The organism is Aeromonas sp. HMWF014, from assembly GCF_963878295.1.
Lineage (GTDB): Bacteria > Pseudomonadota > Gammaproteobacteria > Enterobacterales > Aeromonadaceae > Aeromonas > Aeromonas popoffii.
Genome location: NZ_CAWNYS010000096.1, coordinates 1 through 15,935, shown reverse-complemented (window position 1 = coordinate 15,935; position 15,935 = coordinate 1). Strand labels below are relative to the sequence as shown.

At 60.3% G+C, this 15,935-nt stretch carries 14 protein-coding genes; 3 read left to right on the top strand and 11 right to left on the bottom strand.

The window, feature by feature from the left end:
* From AAC083_RS03805 to trxA, 4 genes are all read right to left on the bottom strand, one after another.
* Positions 1 to 857: UbiD family decarboxylase (locus AAC083_RS03805; RefSeq protein WP_146181567.1), on the bottom strand; the 857-nt coding region annotated here is incomplete at its 3' end.
* A 30-nt stretch (positions 858 to 887) separates the two neighbouring features.
* Positions 888 to 1,895 (bottom strand): hypothetical protein, encoded by a 1,008-nt coding sequence (locus AAC083_RS03800; protein WP_108535848.1) that lies wholly within the window; start codon positions 1,893 to 1,895, stop codon positions 888 to 890.
* A gap of 107 nt (positions 1,896 to 2,002) precedes the next feature.
* Entirely contained in the window at positions 2,003 to 3,268 is a 1,266-nt protein-coding gene (rho, locus tag AAC083_RS03795; protein WP_042036072.1) for a transcription termination factor Rho, read from the bottom strand.
* Positions 3,269 to 3,474: 206 nt separating this feature from the next.
* Positions 3,475 to 3,801 carry a thioredoxin TrxA gene (trxA, locus tag AAC083_RS03790; RefSeq protein ID WP_005307306.1) on the bottom strand — a complete coding sequence of 109 codons (327 nt, stop codon included), beginning with the start codon at positions 3,799 to 3,801 and terminating at the stop codon, positions 3,475 to 3,477.
* A 113-nt stretch (positions 3,802 to 3,914) separates the two neighbouring features.
* Between trxA and rhlB the strand changes: the two genes are divergently transcribed.
* From rhlB to AAC083_RS03775, 3 genes are read left to right on the top strand one after another with little or no spacing between them, the layout of a single operon-like run.
* Positions 3,915 to 5,204, top strand: coding sequence for an ATP-dependent RNA helicase RhlB (rhlB, locus tag AAC083_RS03785; protein ID WP_108535847.1), 1,290 nt, complete (start codon positions 3,915 to 3,917; stop codon positions 5,202 to 5,204).
* 13 nt (positions 5,205 to 5,217) lie between these two features.
* A complete protein-coding gene (gene gppA, locus AAC083_RS03780; protein ID WP_108535846.1) occupies positions 5,218 to 6,708 on the top strand; it encodes a guanosine-5'-triphosphate,3'-diphosphate diphosphatase in 1,491 nt (496 codons plus the stop codon).
* A 30-nt stretch (positions 6,709 to 6,738) separates the two neighbouring features.
* Positions 6,739 to 6,993, top strand: a complete 255-nt coding sequence (locus AAC083_RS03775) for a Rho-binding antiterminator (protein WP_042036068.1) — start codon at positions 6,739 to 6,741, stop codon at positions 6,991 to 6,993.
* Between the two features lie 70 nt (positions 6,994 to 7,063).
* Here AAC083_RS03775 and AAC083_RS03770 read toward each other — a convergent pair whose 3' ends face one another.
* The 7 genes from AAC083_RS03770 to tatC form a co-directional block, all read right to left on the bottom strand.
* Complete coding sequence (locus AAC083_RS03770; RefSeq protein WP_108535845.1) at positions 7,064 to 7,813, bottom strand: class I SAM-dependent methyltransferase; 750 nt, start codon at positions 7,811 to 7,813, stop codon at positions 7,064 to 7,066.
* A 138-nt stretch (positions 7,814 to 7,951) separates the two neighbouring features.
* Positions 7,952 to 10,498 carry a sensor domain-containing phosphodiesterase gene (locus AAC083_RS03765; protein WP_108535844.1) on the bottom strand — a complete coding sequence of 849 codons (2,547 nt, stop codon included), beginning with the start codon at positions 10,496 to 10,498 and terminating at the stop codon, positions 7,952 to 7,954.
* Positions 10,499 to 10,696: 198 nt separating this feature from the next.
* Positions 10,697 to 12,739 (bottom strand): oligopeptidase A, encoded by a 2,043-nt coding sequence (gene prlC, locus AAC083_RS03760; protein WP_108535843.1) that lies wholly within the window; start codon positions 12,737 to 12,739, stop codon positions 10,697 to 10,699.
* 222 nt (positions 12,740 to 12,961) lie between these two features.
* On the bottom strand, positions 12,962 to 13,981 hold the full coding sequence (hemB, locus tag AAC083_RS03755) for a porphobilinogen synthase (RefSeq protein ID WP_108535842.1): 1,020 nt from the start codon (positions 13,979 to 13,981) through the stop codon (positions 12,962 to 12,964).
* 3 nt (positions 13,982 to 13,984) lie between these two features.
* Positions 13,985 to 14,770 carry a TatD family hydrolase gene (locus AAC083_RS03750; protein WP_108535841.1) on the bottom strand — a complete coding sequence of 262 codons (786 nt, stop codon included), beginning with the start codon at positions 14,768 to 14,770 and terminating at the stop codon, positions 13,985 to 13,987.
* A complete protein-coding gene (locus tag AAC083_RS03745) occupies positions 14,767 to 15,009 on the bottom strand; it encodes a hypothetical protein (RefSeq protein ID WP_108535840.1) in 243 nt (80 codons plus the stop codon). The genes AAC083_RS03750 and AAC083_RS03745 overlap by 4 nt, the downstream gene beginning before the upstream one ends.
* A gap of 29 nt (positions 15,010 to 15,038) precedes the next feature.
* Positions 15,039 to 15,794 (bottom strand): twin-arginine translocase subunit TatC, encoded by a 756-nt coding sequence (tatC, locus tag AAC083_RS03740; protein WP_108535839.1) that lies wholly within the window; start codon positions 15,792 to 15,794, stop codon positions 15,039 to 15,041.
* Positions 15,795 to 15,935: the final 141 nt, after the last annotated feature.

Sequence of the window (15,935 nt, the reverse complement as noted above, 5' to 3'; positions counted from 1 at the left end):
CCGTAAGGCCCCTCGGGCGCCATCTCCCCCGGCTCCAGATACCCCTCCAGCACGATTTCGGCGCTGGCGGGCACCTCCAGCTCACAGCTCAGCGCCTTCACCACCTCGGTGCGGCTGCCCCGCAGCAAGCCCGCGAAGGCATATTCGGAGAGACTGTCTGGCACCGGCGTCACTGCGCCGAGTATGGTCGCAGGATCGGCGCCCAGCGCCACCACCACGGGGAAGCGCTCGCCCGGGTGGGCTTCCTGCCACTCGCGAAAATCGATGGCGCCACCGCGATGATCCAGCCAGCGCATGATCAGCTTGTTCTTGCCGATCTTCTGCTGGCGGTAGATGCCGAGGTTCTGCCGCTTCTTATAGGGACCGCGGGTGATGGTGAGGCCCCAGGTGACCAGGGGCGCCACATCACCGGGCCAGCAGTGCTGGATCGGAATCTGGTCCAGATCGACCGCCTCCCCTTCCTGCACCACCTGCTGGCAAGGGGCGGAGGAGAGCCGCTTGGTCGGCATATTGAGTACCTGCTTGAAGATGGGCAGCTTCTCCATCAGCTCCTTGAGACCGCGCGGCGGCTCGGGCTCCTTCAGGTAGGAGAGCCAGGTCCCCACCTGACGCAGGGCGCCGACGTTGGGCTGGCCCATGCCCATGGCGACCCGATCCGGGGTGCCGAACAGGTTGGTCAGCACCGGCATGCGGTAACCTTTGGGATTTTCGAACAGCAGGGCCGGGCCACCCGCACGCAGGGTGCGATCGCTGATCTCCGTCATCTCCAGATAGGGATCTATCTCGCGGGTGATGCGCTTGAGTTGTCCGTTTTGTTCCAGCTGCGCGATGAAATCACGCAAATCCTTGTATTTCATGCAGGTACCCTGTGTTCAGGCGATGCCGCATTATAACCCCGGCGAAGCGACGGGTGTACCCGTATCGGGCAGCATCACAGGGCTTGCATGGCGCTTTTCCTGCTGGGTGAGCCGATCTGCGAGCTGGGCCAGCAGCCTGGGTTCATCCATCTGCAACAGCAGACTGGCCACCTGACCGCTGTACTGACGATTGCCAAGTTCGGCCAGCAGGAACTTCTGCGCCGAGTCGGGCAGGGGTGAGAGCTGGCTGAGTTGTTGCAGAGCGGGCAATGTCAAACGACTGTTGCGGCTGGCGGCGATGAGCAGGTCGCTCGCCGTCTGCCCCTGATGAAAACGGGCCACGCTCATGAGGGCTGCGATGCTGTCGTGATCCACCGGCTGGTGCCACAGCTTCTGATAGAGGGCGGTATCGCCAGTGCGCTCGACCAGCTGTCGCAGCAGCTGATTGTCGGGCAGGAAGATGCTCATGGCGGCCAGCTTGCGCGCCTCGCGCTGCAAGACAAAACGCGGCTGCCGCTCGAGGACTGCCAGCAACGCCTGCTGCTGCAAGGCCAGGTCCCGGTTGCGGCTGTTGTAGATCTGTTTGAATTCGAAGCTGTTCTGCTCCAGCAGCTGGCGGTAGTTGTCCTGCCAGACCTGTTGCTGCCAGCGGCTCAGTACCAGCCGCGCCGCAGCGGCAAAATCATAGGCAGGCTGCTGGACCAGGAAACCGTCCACCTCCTTCTCCACCAGCCAACGGGGTGCCTTCACCGACTGAGCACGCACCCACAGCAGCAGTTCGGGGGAGCTTGCGCTGGGGCTGGCATCCAGGGTGGTAAGTAGCCGGAACAGCAGGTATTCCCGCTGGCCCACGGCCAGCGAGTCCAACAGCGAGTCCATGGCAGCAAACTGCCCCTGCTGCAGACGGCTGCCCAGATAATCGAGATGGCCCTGCAGCCCTTCATCGGCGACCAGCTCGGATCTGGGCACCGAGGGGGGGGCAGCATGCACCGGCATGCCCATCAGCCAACCGAGTCCTATCAGAAGTACCAGCTTCATGACGTCCCTGTCCTTGTGACATCGAGGTTTCATACTACTCAAGCGACCGGAAAATAGATAAACAAAAACCGCGACCTAAGCCGCGGTTTCGTCATTGTCCGACCAGATTACTTCTGTTGACGCCGCATGGAGTCAAAGAATTCGTCGTTGGTCTTGGTGGCAGCCAACTTGTCGATCAGGAACTCGATGCTGTCGATCTCACCCATGGGGTGAATGATCTTGCGCAGGATCCACATCTTCTGCAGCTCGTCACCGGTCGTCAGCAACTCTTCCTTCCGGGTACCGGAGCGGGTGATGTCGATGGCCGGGTAAACGCGCTTCTCGGCAATTTTGCGCGAGAGGTGCAGTTCCATGTTGCCGGTCCCCTTGAACTCTTCGTAGATAACCTCGTCCATCTTGGAACCGGTATCAACCAGCGCGGTCGCTATGATGGTCAGGCTGCCGCCTTCCTCAACATTACGCGCGGCGCCGAAGAAGCGCTTGGGTCTGTGCAGGGCATTGGCGTCCACACCACCGGTCAGTACCTTGCCGGATGAGGGTATGACGGTGTTGTAAGCACGGGCAAGACGGGTGATGGAGTCCAGCAGTATGACCACATCCTTCTTGTGCTCGACCAGGCGCTTGGCCTTCTCGATCACCATCTCGGCGACCTGGACGTGACGGGATGCCGGCTCGTCGAAGGTGGAAGCGATCACTTCACCCTTCACCATGCGCTGCATCTCAGTCACTTCTTCCGGGCGTTCGTCGATCAGCAGGACGATCAGTTCACAGTCCGGGTGGTTGTAGGCGATGCTCTGGGCGATGTTCTGCAGCAGCATGGTCTTACCGGCCTTGGGCGGCGCCACGATCAGGCCGCGCTGGCCTTTACCGATGGGGGAAGCCAGGTCCAGCACGCGGGCAGTGATATCTTCTGTCGAACCATTGCCCCGTTCCATGCGCAGACGCTCGTTGGCATGCAGGGGAGTCAGGTTTTCGAACAGGATCTTGTTGCGGGCGTTTTCCGGACGGTCGTAGTTGACCTCGTTGACCTTGAGCAGCGCGAAATAACGTTCGCCCTCTTTCGGTGGCCGGATCTTGCCGGAGATGGTATCGCCGGTACGCAAGTTGAAGCGGCGGATCTGGCTCGGGGAGACATAGATATCGTCCGGGCCTGCCAGATAGGAGCCGTCTGCACTGCGCAGGAAGCCAAAACCATCGGTCAGGATTTCCAGCACACCGTCGCCAAAGATATCCTCACCACCCTTGGCATGCGCCTTGAGGATCGCGAAAATAATATCTTTCTTGTGCGCCCGAGCCAGATTTTCTAACCCCATGGATTCGCCAAGCTTGACCAGCTCGGACACAGGAGTGTTCTTTAATTCAGTCAGATTCATAGTGGTGAAAGTCTGTAAGCAAGGATTGAAATGAGGAGACAGTCTGCTGGATTGATGCTGATCGGATTTGATTTGCCGGGCTGTTGTTAAGCAAAGAGTCAGGCAAAAAGGTTAGCAAACGAACGATAAACTAGCACCAATCGGGACGAGCGTCTAGGTGATAAAATACAAGGAGCGCATTATTGCAATGCGCTCCTTTTTGATTATTACAGGTTACCGTCCAGAAACTCTTTCAGCTGAGTCTTGGACAGGGCACCGACCTTGGTCGCAGCCACTTCGCCATTCTTGAACAGCAAGAGGGTCGGAATACCGCGAATCCCATACTTGGGCGGAGTGTCGGCGTTATGGTCGATGTTCAATTTCGCCACTGTCACACGACCGGCATACTCTTGGGCGACTTCGTTCAGGATCGGGGCAATCATCTTGCACGGACCGCACCATTCGGCCCAGAAGTCGACCAGAACGGCGCCATCGGCTTTGATTACATCTGCCTCGAAGCTGGCATCGCTCAGCTGAACAATCTTGTCACTCATCTCCAACTCCAGTCAGTAATTAAGGCTTTATTGACGTATCAACAAAGGCAATAGTTGCCCTATTTGAAATGATCCTGTTTATTATTGCAAGCCTAACCTGATAACCTACCGCCATGAGCAAAACACACTTAACGACCGAAAAATTCGCCCAAATGGGCCTCGAACCCGAAGTTCTGGCTGGTCTGGAATCAAAGGGATTTCACTATTGCACGCCCATCCAGGCTCTGTCTCTGCCGTTGCTGGTAGAAGGCCATGACCTTGCCGGTCAGGCCCAGACAGGAACCGGCAAGACCATTGCCTTCCTGGCCGCGACATTCAACTATTTGCTGACCCACCCGCTGACCAATCCCCGTCTGGTTAACCAACCCAGAGCCATCATCATGGCGCCCACCCGGGAACTGGCAGTACAGATCTACAACGATGCCGACAGCATAGCCGCCTCTACCGGCCTGAAACTCGGCCTCGCCTACGGCGGCGAAGGTTACGACAAGCAGCTGGCCGTGCTGGAGCAGGGCGTCGACATCCTGATCGGCACCACCGGCCGCATCATCGACTACTTCAAATCCAAGGTCATCGATCTGAGCAATATTCAGGTCGTGGTACTGGATGAAGCCGATCGCATGTTCGATCTGGGCTTCATCAAGGATATCCGCTTCCTGTTCCGCCGCATGCCGGCACCGACCGAGCGGTTGAGCATGCTGTTCTCCGCCACCCTCTCCCTGCGGGTGCAGGAGCTGGCCTACGAGCACATGAACCACCCGGAACACGTGCAGGTGGAGCCTGAACAGATGACGGGCGTGCGCATCAAGGAGGAGCTGTTCTACCCCTCCAACGAAGACAAGATGCTGCTGTTGCTCTCCCTGATGGAAGAGGAGTGGCCGGAAAAGGCCATCGTCTTCGCCAACACCAAGCATGTCTGTGAAGACGTACATGCGTGGCTGGAGAATGACGGCCACCGTGTCGGTCTGCTGACCGGTGACGTACCGCAGAAGAAGCGGATGAAGATCCTGGAAGAGTTCACCAAAGGGACGCTGGACATCCTGGTCGCTACCGACGTGGCTGCCCGTGGTCTGCACATCCCTGACGTGACCCACGTCTTCAACTATGACCTGCCCGACGACGCCGAAGACTATGTGCACCGTATCGGGCGTACCGGTCGTGCCGGCAAGAGCGGTCACTCCATCAGCCTGGCCTGTGAAGACTATGCCTTCAACCTGCCTGCTATCGAGGAGTACATCCACCACCCGATCCCGGTCAGCAAGTATGACCGCGAGGCGCTGCTGGATGACGTGACCGCACCGAAACGGGTCGTTCGTAACCGCCAGCCGGTGAACCGCAACATGCGGGATCGCCAGGGTGGTGCCAACAGCAACAACCGTCGTCGTCCGCCGCGCAAGAGCTGAAGGACAGGCCCAGTTGTACAACTCGCCGCTCTATGCCGCCATCGACCTTGGCTCCAACAGCTTTCATATGCTGGTGGTGCGCGAGGTCGCCGGTGCGCTGCGCACCGTCACCAAGGTCAAGCGCAAGGTTCGCCTCGCCGCCGGGCTCGATCCGGAATTTCGTCTCAGCCGTGCCGCCATGGAGCGGGGCTGGGACTGCCTGCGCCTGTTCTCCGAGCAGTTGCAGGACATTCCGGCCGACAACATCCGGGTGGTGGGCACAGCTACCTTGCGCCTTGCCACCAACGTCGATGAGTTCCTCAGCGAAGCGGAACGGGTGCTCAACCACAGCATAGAGATCATCTCTGGCGAGGAAGAGGCCAAGACCATTTACGAGGGGGTCTCCTGGACCTCTGCCGGGGAAGGCAACCGGCTGGTGATCGACATCGGCGGCGCCAGCACAGAGCTGGTGATCGGCGAACATAGCGAAGCAAAACTGCTCAACAGCCTGCACATGGGCTGCGTCACCTGGCTCAACAACCACTTTGGTGATGGCGAGCTGAGTGAAGCCCGCTTCGGACAGGCCATCGCGGCCGCCAAGTCGGTGCTGGAGAAGGTGGCTGATGACTACCGTACGCTGGGCTGGCGCACCTGCGTCGGCGCCTCCGGCACGGTACAGGCGCTGCAAGAGATCATGCTGGCGCAAGGGAAGAGCGAGCGGGTCACCCTGCCGAAACTGCAGGAGCTGATGGGTCAGGCCATCGCCTGTGGCAGGCTGGACCAGCTGCAACTGGAAGGGCTGGCGGCCGAGCGGCTGACCGTGTTCCCCTCCGGTCTCGCCATCCTGATCGCCATCTTCGAAACCCTGAACATCGAGAGCATGACCCTCGCGGGCGGCGCGTTGCGAGAAGGCTTGATCTACGGTCTGCTTGGCAACAATCACGACTGTGATGCCCGGGATCGCACCGCAGACAGCCTGATCAGCCGCTATCAGCTGGATACAGAGCACGCCGAGCGGGTGCGCGATACCGCCGTCGACGCATTCAACCAGCTGCAACCGGCCTGGCGACTCTCCAAACGCTACGGGCGCCCGATCTTGCGTTATGCAGCCCTGCTGCACGAGATCGGCCTCTGTATCGAGTACAAGAAGGCACCGCAACACGCCGCCTACATCATCGACAACATCGACATGCCGGGCTTTACCCCTGCGCAAAAAAAGCTGTTGTCGGCCCTGCTGCTCAACCAGCGGGACGAATTCAAGCTGGAAACCCTGGAGAAACAGGGTGCCGTCACCGGTCGTCAGGCGATCCGCCTGGCCCGTATCCTGCGCATCGCGCTGATCCTCTGCATGCGTCGCACTCAGGGCACAGTACCCAGCTTCACCCTGCAGGCCGATGAAGAGGCGCTGATTCTGACCCTGCCCAAGGGATGGATGGATGGACACTACCTGCGCGCCAGCGAATTGCGACTCGAAGTGGAACGCCAGCAAAAGATGGGCTGGCCCACTCGCTTGCTGGAAGCCTGATCCAGAAACTTGCTTGTTTGGGAGCCGATCATGCCGGATTACCAACCTATCAGCTGCGATCTCTACGACTGGCTTGAAATTGCCGCCAGCTGGCAATTGCCGGTGAGCCTCACCAGCCGTGATGGTTACCAGTGGCATGACAAGATCCGCACCATAGAAGCCAGCGAAGGGGTTGAGTATCTGCTGTTGCACAGTGGCGAGCGGCTCAGCCTGGCAGAGTTGGCAACCTTGCGCCTGAACTGGCAAGGGGAAGAGAAGCTGATCCGCTTCGCTCCAACTCGCTGAATTCAGTACAAAAAAGGAGGGCCAACATGGTGTTGGCCCTCTTTTTTACATCCGCGGCTCACACAGACCGTTAACCCGCCGCCAGCGCCGCCATGACATAGACATCGAAGCGGTTGCTCTTGGTCTCGATGGCCATGCTGGGTTTGTGCTCATTGAGCCAACCCGCGTAGTCGGGGCGCTTTACCACCACCCGTTTCTCCGCCATCTTGAGGGCCGCCGGCAACAGGGCATCCGCATCGAGATCCGGCCCCACCAGCGACTGGAACACCCGCATCTCTTTTTTCACCAACGCCGACTTCTGCTTGTGGGGAAACATGGGATCGAGGTAGATGACATCAGGCCGCTCGGTCAACGCCAGCAGGTTGTCAACCGCCGGTCCTTGCAGCAGGCGCATCCGCTCGCTGACCCAGGAGCCTATCTCGGGATCCTGCGCCGCCCGTCTCAATCCATCCTGCAACAGGGCCGCCACCACAGGGCTGCGCTCAATCAAGGTCACCTTGCAGCCGAGGGAAGCCAGCACGAAGGCATCGCGGCCGAGCCCGGCAGTGGCATCCACCACGGTAGGCATTGCACCGGCCTTGAGCCCGACCGCCTTGGCAATGGATTGACCGCGCCCGCCACCGAACTTGCGTCTGTGGGCTACGGCTCCTTCCACAAAGTCCACATAGACGGCACCCAGCTTGGGTTCGTCCAGCTTGCGCAGCTCCAGCCGCTCGGGCGTAAACACCAGCGCGAACTGGGGGTAGTCGGTCTGGTCAAGCTGGCTGGCCAGCACGTGTGCCTGCGCGGCCTTGGTGGGGTCTTCGAGGAGGATTTGCATGATCTTGGCTGCGTTCTAAGTTCAATGGGCGGAGTGTATCACAGCCCCTTTATGCGGCTGTAGGGTGTGTCGTATCGGGGCCAAGTGGCATGGCGAGAAGACACGACAGGCTGACCCTGGCGCTAGAACAGGTATCGGCTAGCTGCTCTGCAGGAACATGCTCTTGTCGTTGAGTTGCAGGTATTCGATCAGGTCGTCATATGCCAGTGGACGGCTGAGCAGGAACCCCTGGGTGAAGGCACACCCCTTCTGGCAGAGGAAGTTGAGCTGCTCGCGAGTCTCCACCCCCTCGATCACCACCTGCATGCCGAGGTTGTGCACTATGTTGATGATGCCATCGAGCAGCAGCCTGTCCTGCTCGTTGAACGGGATATGGCGCACGAAGGCCCTGTCAATCTTGACCAGATCCACCGGGAAGTTGCGCAGGTAGTTGAGAGCCGAATAGCCGGTGCCAAAGTCGTCGATGGCCAGCTTGCAGCCCGCCTCGCGCAGGGCATCGATCCGCACCCTGTGCTGATCACTGGTTTCCATCAGCAGGGATTCGGTGATCTCGATGACAATATCGCAGGGGTCGAGCCCGAAGTGATGGATCACCTTGAGCCACTCGCTCGCCTCCGGATCTATGGTCTGGAACTCCTGGGTGGAGCGGTTAATGGACATCTGCAGATCCGGGAAGCCGGATTGCTGCAACCGCGCCAGATCCCGACACGACTGCCAGAGCACCAGCGCCCCCAGCCCCTGAATGAGCCCGGCCTCTTCCGCCAGCGGAATGAAATCAGCCGGCGAAACCTGGCCCCACTGGGGGTGATACCAGCGCACCAGCGCCTCCAGCTTGGCCACCCGGCCGCGGCGGTTGTCCCAGATGGGCTGATAGGCCATGGTCAGCTGCTCCAGCTTGATGGCCTCCGCCAGATCCTGCTGCATCTGGTGACGCTGGCGCACCTCCTCCCGCATGGAGACGCAGTAGGTGCCGAGCTGGCGCCCCTGCCGCTTGGCGGCAAACAGCGCCTGTTCGGCGTTGCGCAGCAGCTCGTCGCTCTCGACGCCATCCCCGGGGCAGAGGGTGATGCCGATGGTGGCGGTCACATAAAGGTGCTGATTGGCCAGCATAAAGGGACGGGCGAAGCCCCCTACCACCTGCTTGGCGAATACCTCGGCCTGCCGACGGTTGACTATACCGGGCACCAGGAAGGCGAACTCGTCGCCGCCGATGCGGGCCACCAGATCATCGGTACGTACCCGGCTCACCAGCCGATCCGACACCTCCCGCAGCAGGGCGTCACCGGCGTGGTGATCCATGCTGTTGTTGACCGCTTTGAAATTGTTGAGATCCAGCACCATGAGTGCGAAACGCTCGCCCCGCTCGCAGAAGCGGCTGAGGCAGCGGCCAAACAGCCAGCGATTGGGCAGGCCGGTGAGGTTGTCGTAGTTGGCCTGAGCGGCAATTTTCTGCTCCGCCAGCTTGGTCTGGGAGAGATCGCTGAAGATGCCTATGTACTGGCTGATCTTGCCCCCTTCCCGCAAGGTGCTGATCATCAGCTGCTGGGGGTAGAGCTTGCCGTTCTTGCGCTTGTTCCACACCTCACCACGCCAGACTCCTACCCGCTCCAGTGCGTGATACATGTCGGCGTAAAAGGCCTGATCGTGCAGCCCGGACTTGAGCATGCTGGGGCACTGACCGCACACCTCACTCTCGCTGTACCCCGTGATCTGCTCGAACGCCGGATTGACCGAGATGATGCGACTGTCGGCATCACACACCAAAATGGCTTCGGAGAGATTGTCATAGACCCGGTGGGAGAGTTTGAGCTGCTCGGCATGACGCTTGAGAGGATCGATATTTTCCAGCACCACCATCAGGTAGTCGGGCTGCAGCTGCTCGTCCCGCACCAGGGTGACAGTGGCCCGCCCCCACAACACCTGACCATCCCGGTGCAGGTAACGCTTCTCCTGAGTGAAGGCGGTACGCTCGCCGCGCTTGAGCTCCCCATAACAGGGGGCGCTGCGCAGCCAGTCTTCCGGATGGTTGAGTTCGGCGGCAGTGCGGTGCTGCAGCTCCTTCTGGCTGTAACCCAGCATCTTCTCGATGGCCGGGTTGGTCCAGAGGATCCTGCCATCCAGATCCAGCTTGCCGATCCCCACGGGGGCGTGAGACATCATGGTGTGCAGAAAGTGGTGATACTCAGGCTGGTTCAGCACCGGTAACTGCTGACACATCAGCGCCAGCTCGCGGCCCGCCAGCGGCGCCAGCAGCCGCAGCAAGCCCATCACCTTGTCCATGTTGGCGAGCGGTTGCTTGAACAGCACGCTGCAGAGGCCGATTGTCTCGCCCTGGGCATTCTTGAGGGCCACGGCGGCATAGGCCTGAATATGCCAGTCCTGCAACACGGCGGCATGAGGGAACAGCTGCTGGACGCGATCGCTGAACCAGGCCTCCCCCTGTTGCAGGGCGACCTCCCCCGGGGTGGCGCTGACCGGAAAACTGAAATGGGTGGTGTCGAGAGACGCAGGGTGGACGGCGTGTACCTTGAAAAACAGCCCAGCTTGATCCCTGCCTGAAATCAGGACGAAATCGGCCCTGACCGCTGCGGCGATTTCACTCACAAAGGTATCGAAATATCCCTGGCCACTCGAATGAGACAGACTTGAGATGATTTGATAGACAGACTCGAGTGCTCGCCTCATGGCAAGGTTCTTTCTCTCCTTGGAAGGTAGAACCCGACTCTACTGAAGAGGCGGGGACAGTGCAAACATGCACTCCGCAAGATATTAAAAAGCCTTGAGAAAAGGGACCAAAAGGTCCCTTTTTATCTCAAAAATCATGCAAGGATCCCACTATGCCGCAAAAGTGTACCGGCTTGAAGCTCACGGCGGCGCTGGGTCTCAGGCGGCGATCCCGCTGTGGCGCAGCAACGCATCGACCTTGGGCTCGCGGCCACGGAAGGCACGGAACAGCTCCATCGGCTCCTTAGCCCCCCCCTTCTCCAGAATATGCTTCAGGAAGGATTGGCCGGTGACCGGATTGAAGATCCCCTCCTCCTCGAAGCGGGAGAAGGCATCGGCAGAGAGCACCTCGGCCCACTTGTAGCTGTAGTAGCCCGCCGCATAGCCGCCGGCAAAGATGTGGGAGAAGCTGTGCTGGAAACGGTTGAACGCGGGCGGCGTCATCACAGCCACCTGGCTGCGCACCTCGGCCAGCAGGGTCAGGACCTGATCCGGATTGGCCGGGTCAAACTCCTGGTGCAGGCGGAAGTCGAACAGGGCGAACTCCAGCTGACGCAGCATCTGCATGGCAGCCTGGAAGTTGCGGGCAGTCAGCATCTTCTCCAGCAGATCGGCAGGCAATGGCTCGCCGGTCTCATGATGACCGGAGATAAAGGCCAGCGCCTCGGACTCCCAGCACCAGTTCTCGAGGAACTGGCTCGGCAGCTCCACCGCATCCCAGGCCACACCGTTGATACCGGCAACGCCGGCCACGTCGATTTGGGTCAGCATGTGGTGAATACCGTGACCGAACTCGTGGAACAGGGTGACCACTTCGTTGTGGGTGAACAGGGCCGGTTTGCCATCCACGGGGCCATTGAAGTTGCAGGTCAGGTAAGCCACCGGCTTTTGCAAGGATCCATCCTGACGGTAACGACGACCCAGGCACACATCCATCCAGGCACCGCCCTGCTTGTGTTCGCGGGCATAGAGGTCGAGATAGAAGCTACCGCGCAGCTCGTCTTCGGCATCGAAGATGTCATAGAAGCGCACATCCGGGTGCCAGGTGTCGATGCCGAGGCGCTCGCGCACCTTGATGCCGAACACCCGTTTCACTACTTCAAACAGCCCCTCCACCACCTTGCTGGCAGGGAAGTAGGGGCGCAACTGCTCGTCGGAAATGGAGAACTTGTGCTGCTTGAGCTTCTCGGCGTAGTAAGCAAGATCCCAGGCGGCCAGTTCACTCTGACCATGCTGCTCGGCAGCGAAGACGCGGATCTCCTCCAGCTCGGCCTTGCCTTGCGGCAGGGATTTGGCGGCCAGATCCGTGAGGAAGTTCACCACCTGTTCGGTCTTGTCTGCCATCTTGGTGGCCAGCGACAGCTCGGCGTAATTGGCAAAGCCAAGCAGCTGGGCCAGCTCGCGGCGCAGGGAGAGCAGCTCGGTCATGATGGAGGAGTTGTCCCACTTGCCGGCGTTCGGGCCCTGATCCGAGGCGCGGGTGGTGAAGGCCTCATACAGTTCGGCGCGCAGCTCGCGGTTGTCGGCATACATCATCACCGGCAGGTAGGAGGGAATATCCAGAGTGAACAGCCAGCCCTGCTGACCCTTTTGCTCCGCCAGCTGGCGGGCGGCGGCCTGCGCGCTCTGTGGCAGGCCGGTCAGTTCGGCCTCGTCGGCCACCAGCTTTTGCCAGCCCTGGGTCGCATCCAGCACGTTGTTGCTGAAGCGGGAGGCCAGCTCGGAGAGACGGGCCTGGATTTCGCCGTAGCGCTGCTGCGCCTCGGTGGGTAGACCGATACCGGACAGGCGGAAGTCGCGCAGGGTATTTTGGATCTCCTTGCGCTGGGCGCCGCTCAGCAGCGGGAAGTCGTCGCTCTCGGCCAGCTCGCGATAGGCCTGATAGAGCCCCTCATGCTGACCGACATAGGTCTGGAATTCGGAGAGCAGCGGCAGACAGGCGTCATGGGCCGCGCGCAGCGCTTCGCTGTTGAGCACAGAGTTAAGATGGCTGACCGGTGACCAGACTCGCGCCAGGCGGTCATTCACCTCTTCCAGCGGCGCGATCAGGCTGTCCCAGGTATGGGGGTCACGCTGGGCCAGCACATCGCCGATCTTCTGCTTGCAATCGGCGATCGCCTGCGTCACGGCAGCGTGCACCTGATCGGGCTGGATCTGGCTGAAAGGGGGCAGCGAGTCCATTGTCAGCAAAGGGTTATTCATCCTGCGGTACCTCTAAATTCTCTACAGCCCCTGCCGTCCAGAAGCCTGCTTGGACCATCTAAGATGTAGGCAGAAACCTCATTAATCAAGCCTTTGCCGCCGAGAGGTGGGCCAGCTCCCCACTTTTAGCGAGAATGTGCTCATTAAATCGGCAACAAGGCAGCCAGAGACGACAATGCCGACCCGGAGGTCGGCATTGTGGGCGAAAGAGCAAGGCAGGCATCAGCGTCTGGCGTCCTCCTTCAGCCACTGCGCCACGCGCTTGGCGAAGTAGGTGAGGATGCCGTCGGCACCGGCTCGCTTGAAGCAGAGCAGGGACTCCATGATGCTCTCCTTCTCCTTCAGCCAGCCATTCTGTATCGCCGCCATGTGCATGGCGTACTCGCCACTCACCTGATAGGCAAAGGTCGGTACGCCGAACTGATCCTTCACTTGACGGATCACGTCCAGATAGGGCATGCCCGGTTTGACCATGACGCTGTCGGCCCCTTCCTGAATATCCAGCGCCACCTCGTGCAAGGCTTCGTTGCTGTTGGCCGGATCCATCTGGTAGGTGGCCTTGTTACTCTTGCCGAGGTTGCCAGCAGAGCCAACCGCGTCGCGGAACGGGCCGTAGTAGCAGGAGGCATACTTGGCGGAGTAAGCCATGATCTGGGTATTGATGAAGCCATTCTCTTCCAGCGCAGCACGAATCGCCCCGATACGGCCATCCATCATGTCGGACGGCGCGACGATATCGACCCCGGCGGCGGCATGGGAAAGCGCCTGCTTCACCAGGATTTCCGTGGTGATGTCATTCAGCACATAGCCTTCGTCATCTATGATGCCGTCCTGACCATGGGTAGTGAACGGATCGAGCGCCACGTCGGTGATAACACCCAGCTCGGGGAAGCGAGCCTTGAGGGCGCGGGTCGCCCGCTGGGCCAGCCCGTCAGGGTTGTAGGCCTCTTCCGCCAGCAGGCTCTTGCTCTCCAACGGCGTCACCGGGAACAGAGCGATGGCGGGCACGCCGAGGGCGACCAGCTCTTCGGCTTCCGCTAGCAGCAGATCGATGGAGAGACGCTCCACCCCCGGCATGGAGGTGACGGCCTCACGGCGGTTCTCCCCCTCCAGCACGAACACGGGATAGATGAGATCGTTGACGGTCAGGACGTTCTCGCGCACCAGACGACGGCTGAAATCATGTTTGCGCACCCGGCGCAGGCGGCGACCCGGAAAGGCGCCCGGAAGAGTTGTAGCCATGAATCACTCCAAAAGAGGAAGTTGGAAGAACGCGGCGGAGGTGGCCCGGGTATGGGCCAGCAAGGCCTCGGGCGCTTCACCACGACAGGCCGCCACCACCTGGGCGATATGCGGCAAAAAAGCGGGTTCGTTGCGTTTCGGGCGGGGTTTCAAATCCCGCGGCACCAGATAGGGGGCATCGGTTTCAATCATCAACCGACCGGCCGGAATGCGGGCCACCTGTTCGCGCAGCAGCTGACCACGGCGCTCGTCACAGAGCCAGCCCGTCACCCCTATATGCAGCCCCAGTGCCAGACACTCGTCCAGCTCCTCGTCGGATCCGGTGAAGCAGTGCAGTACTGCGCCTGGCAGGCTGGGCAGCCAGGGACGCAAGATCTCGACAAAGCGGGCATGGGCATCACGGCAATGCAGAAACACCGGCATTGCCAGTTCGGCAGCCAACGCCACTTGGGCATCGAATACCGCATCCTGCACCGGGCGGGGGGAGAAGTCGCGGTTGTAGTCGAGACCACACTCGCCGATGGCCACCACCTGCGGCAATGCCGCCAGCTCGCGCAGGGCGGGCAGGGTTGTCTCATCGACACTCTTGGCATCGTGGGGATGGACCCCTGCGGTGGAGAAGCAGTAACCCGGCCACAGAGCAGCCAAGTCAGCGCTTTCGCGGCTACCGGCCAGATCGGTGCCGGTCAGGATCAATGCCTCGACCCCGGCGGCGCGGGCACGCGCCACCAGTTCAGGCTGTTCACCGGCAAACTGGCTGCTGGTCAGGTTTAAACCGATATCGATCATGCCAGCTCCCAAACCCCTTTGGGAGTCAGGCTTGTATCCTTAATTTGCTTAGACTTTCTTAACTCAGTAGCAGCCCAGCGCATGTCATATTGCCATGTAAAGAACAGCTCTCCGGCGCCTTTCAATTCTTGCTCTTTATGTGTCCATATCCATTCAGCGATACTAACAATTGGAGCTCTACCTCCGCGATCTGCTAACGCAGTAAGCACCCATTCTTGTAAATCCGTTTTCGTAACCATGTATCGGCTCTATCAAATTAAGAGGAGCCTCAGCTCCCCCCTTCCGCTTGTTCCTGTTGCTCTTCATCCTCTTTCTTCACATAGAAGCGGGCGAAGAACAGACCTATCTCCCACAGCGCCCACATCGGGATCGCGAGCAAGGTCTGGGAGAAGACATCAGGCGGCGTCAGCAACATGCCGACCGCGAACACCCCGACGATGACGTAAGGGCGTTTCTCCCGCAGGCTCTTGGGGGTGGTTACCCCGGTCCAGCACAGCAGTATGGTGGCCACCGGGATCTCGAACGCTACCCCGAACGCGAAGAACAGGGTGAGCACGAAGTCCAGATAGCTGGCGATGTCAGTCGCCACTGTCACCCCGGCGGGCGCGGTACTGGTGAAAAAGCCGAACACCAGCGGGAACACCACGTAGTAGGCAAACGCCATACCGCTGTAGAACAACACCGCCGTGGAGACGACCAGCGGCATGATGAGACGCCGCTCATGCTTGTACAGACCGGGGGCGATGAAGGCCCAGGCCTGGTAGAGCAGATAGGGGATCGCCACGAAGAAGGAGACCACCAGCGTCAGCTTGATCGGCGTCAGGAAGGGGGTCGCCACATCCGTCGCTATCATGCTGGTGCCTGCCGGCAACTGACTGAGCAGCGGCTGGGCCACGAAGTCATAGATATTGTTGGAAAAATAGATCAGCGCGATGAACACCAGCAGGATGGCCGAGATGGACCGTAGCAAGCGGGTTCTCAGCTCTACCAGATGGGTGATCAGGGGTTGTTCGGCCTGACTCATGGCTTCACCTCCCCTTGATCGACACGCGGGTCTGCACCCTGGGCAGGGATCATGGCGGTTTCCTCGTCATGAGCCGCCGTCACGGCTGGCTGATCGGGAGTCTCCTCCTTCACCTCGGCAGCAGCCGGGGCGGGGTGGATG

What these genes read in the sequence shown, in the direction of transcription:
- AAC083_RS03800 (WP_108535848.1), bottom strand. Translation starts at nt 1,895, where the DNA reads ATGAAGCTGGTACTTCTGATAGGACTCGGTTGGCTGATGGGCATGCCG.
- rho (WP_042036072.1), bottom strand. Translation starts at nt 3,268, where the DNA reads ATGAATCTGACTGAATTAAAGAACACTCCTGTGTCCGAGCTGGTCAAG.
- trxA (WP_005307306.1), bottom strand. Translation starts at nt 3,801, where the DNA reads ATGAGTGACAAGATTGTTCAGCTGAGCGATGCCAGCTTCGAGGCAGAT.
- rhlB (WP_108535847.1), top strand. Translation starts at nt 3,915, where the DNA reads ATGAGCAAAACACACTTAACGACCGAAAAATTCGCCCAAATGGGCCTC.
- AAC083_RS03775 (WP_042036068.1), top strand. Translation starts at nt 6,739, where the DNA reads ATGCCGGATTACCAACCTATCAGCTGCGATCTCTACGACTGGCTTGAA.
- AAC083_RS03770 (WP_108535845.1), bottom strand. Translation starts at nt 7,813, where the DNA reads ATGCAAATCCTCCTCGAAGACCCCACCAAGGCCGCGCAGGCACACGTG.
- AAC083_RS03765 (WP_108535844.1), bottom strand. Translation starts at nt 10,498, where the DNA reads ATGAGGCGAGCACTCGAGTCTGTCTATCAAATCATCTCAAGTCTGTCT.
- prlC (WP_108535843.1), bottom strand. Translation starts at nt 12,739, where the DNA reads ATGAATAACCCTTTGCTGACAATGGACTCGCTGCCCCCTTTCAGCCAG.
- hemB (WP_108535842.1), bottom strand. Translation starts at nt 13,981, where the DNA reads ATGGCTACAACTCTTCCGGGCGCCTTTCCGGGTCGCCGCCTGCGCCGG.
- AAC083_RS03750 (WP_108535841.1), bottom strand. Translation starts at nt 14,770, where the DNA reads ATGATCGATATCGGTTTAAACCTGACCAGCAGCCAGTTTGCCGGTGAA.
- AAC083_RS03745 (WP_108535840.1), bottom strand. Translation starts at nt 15,009, where the DNA reads ATGGTTACGAAAACGGATTTACAAGAATGGGTGCTTACTGCGTTAGCA.
- tatC (WP_108535839.1), bottom strand. Translation starts at nt 15,794, where the DNA reads ATGAGTCAGGCCGAACAACCCCTGATCACCCATCTGGTAGAGCTGAGA.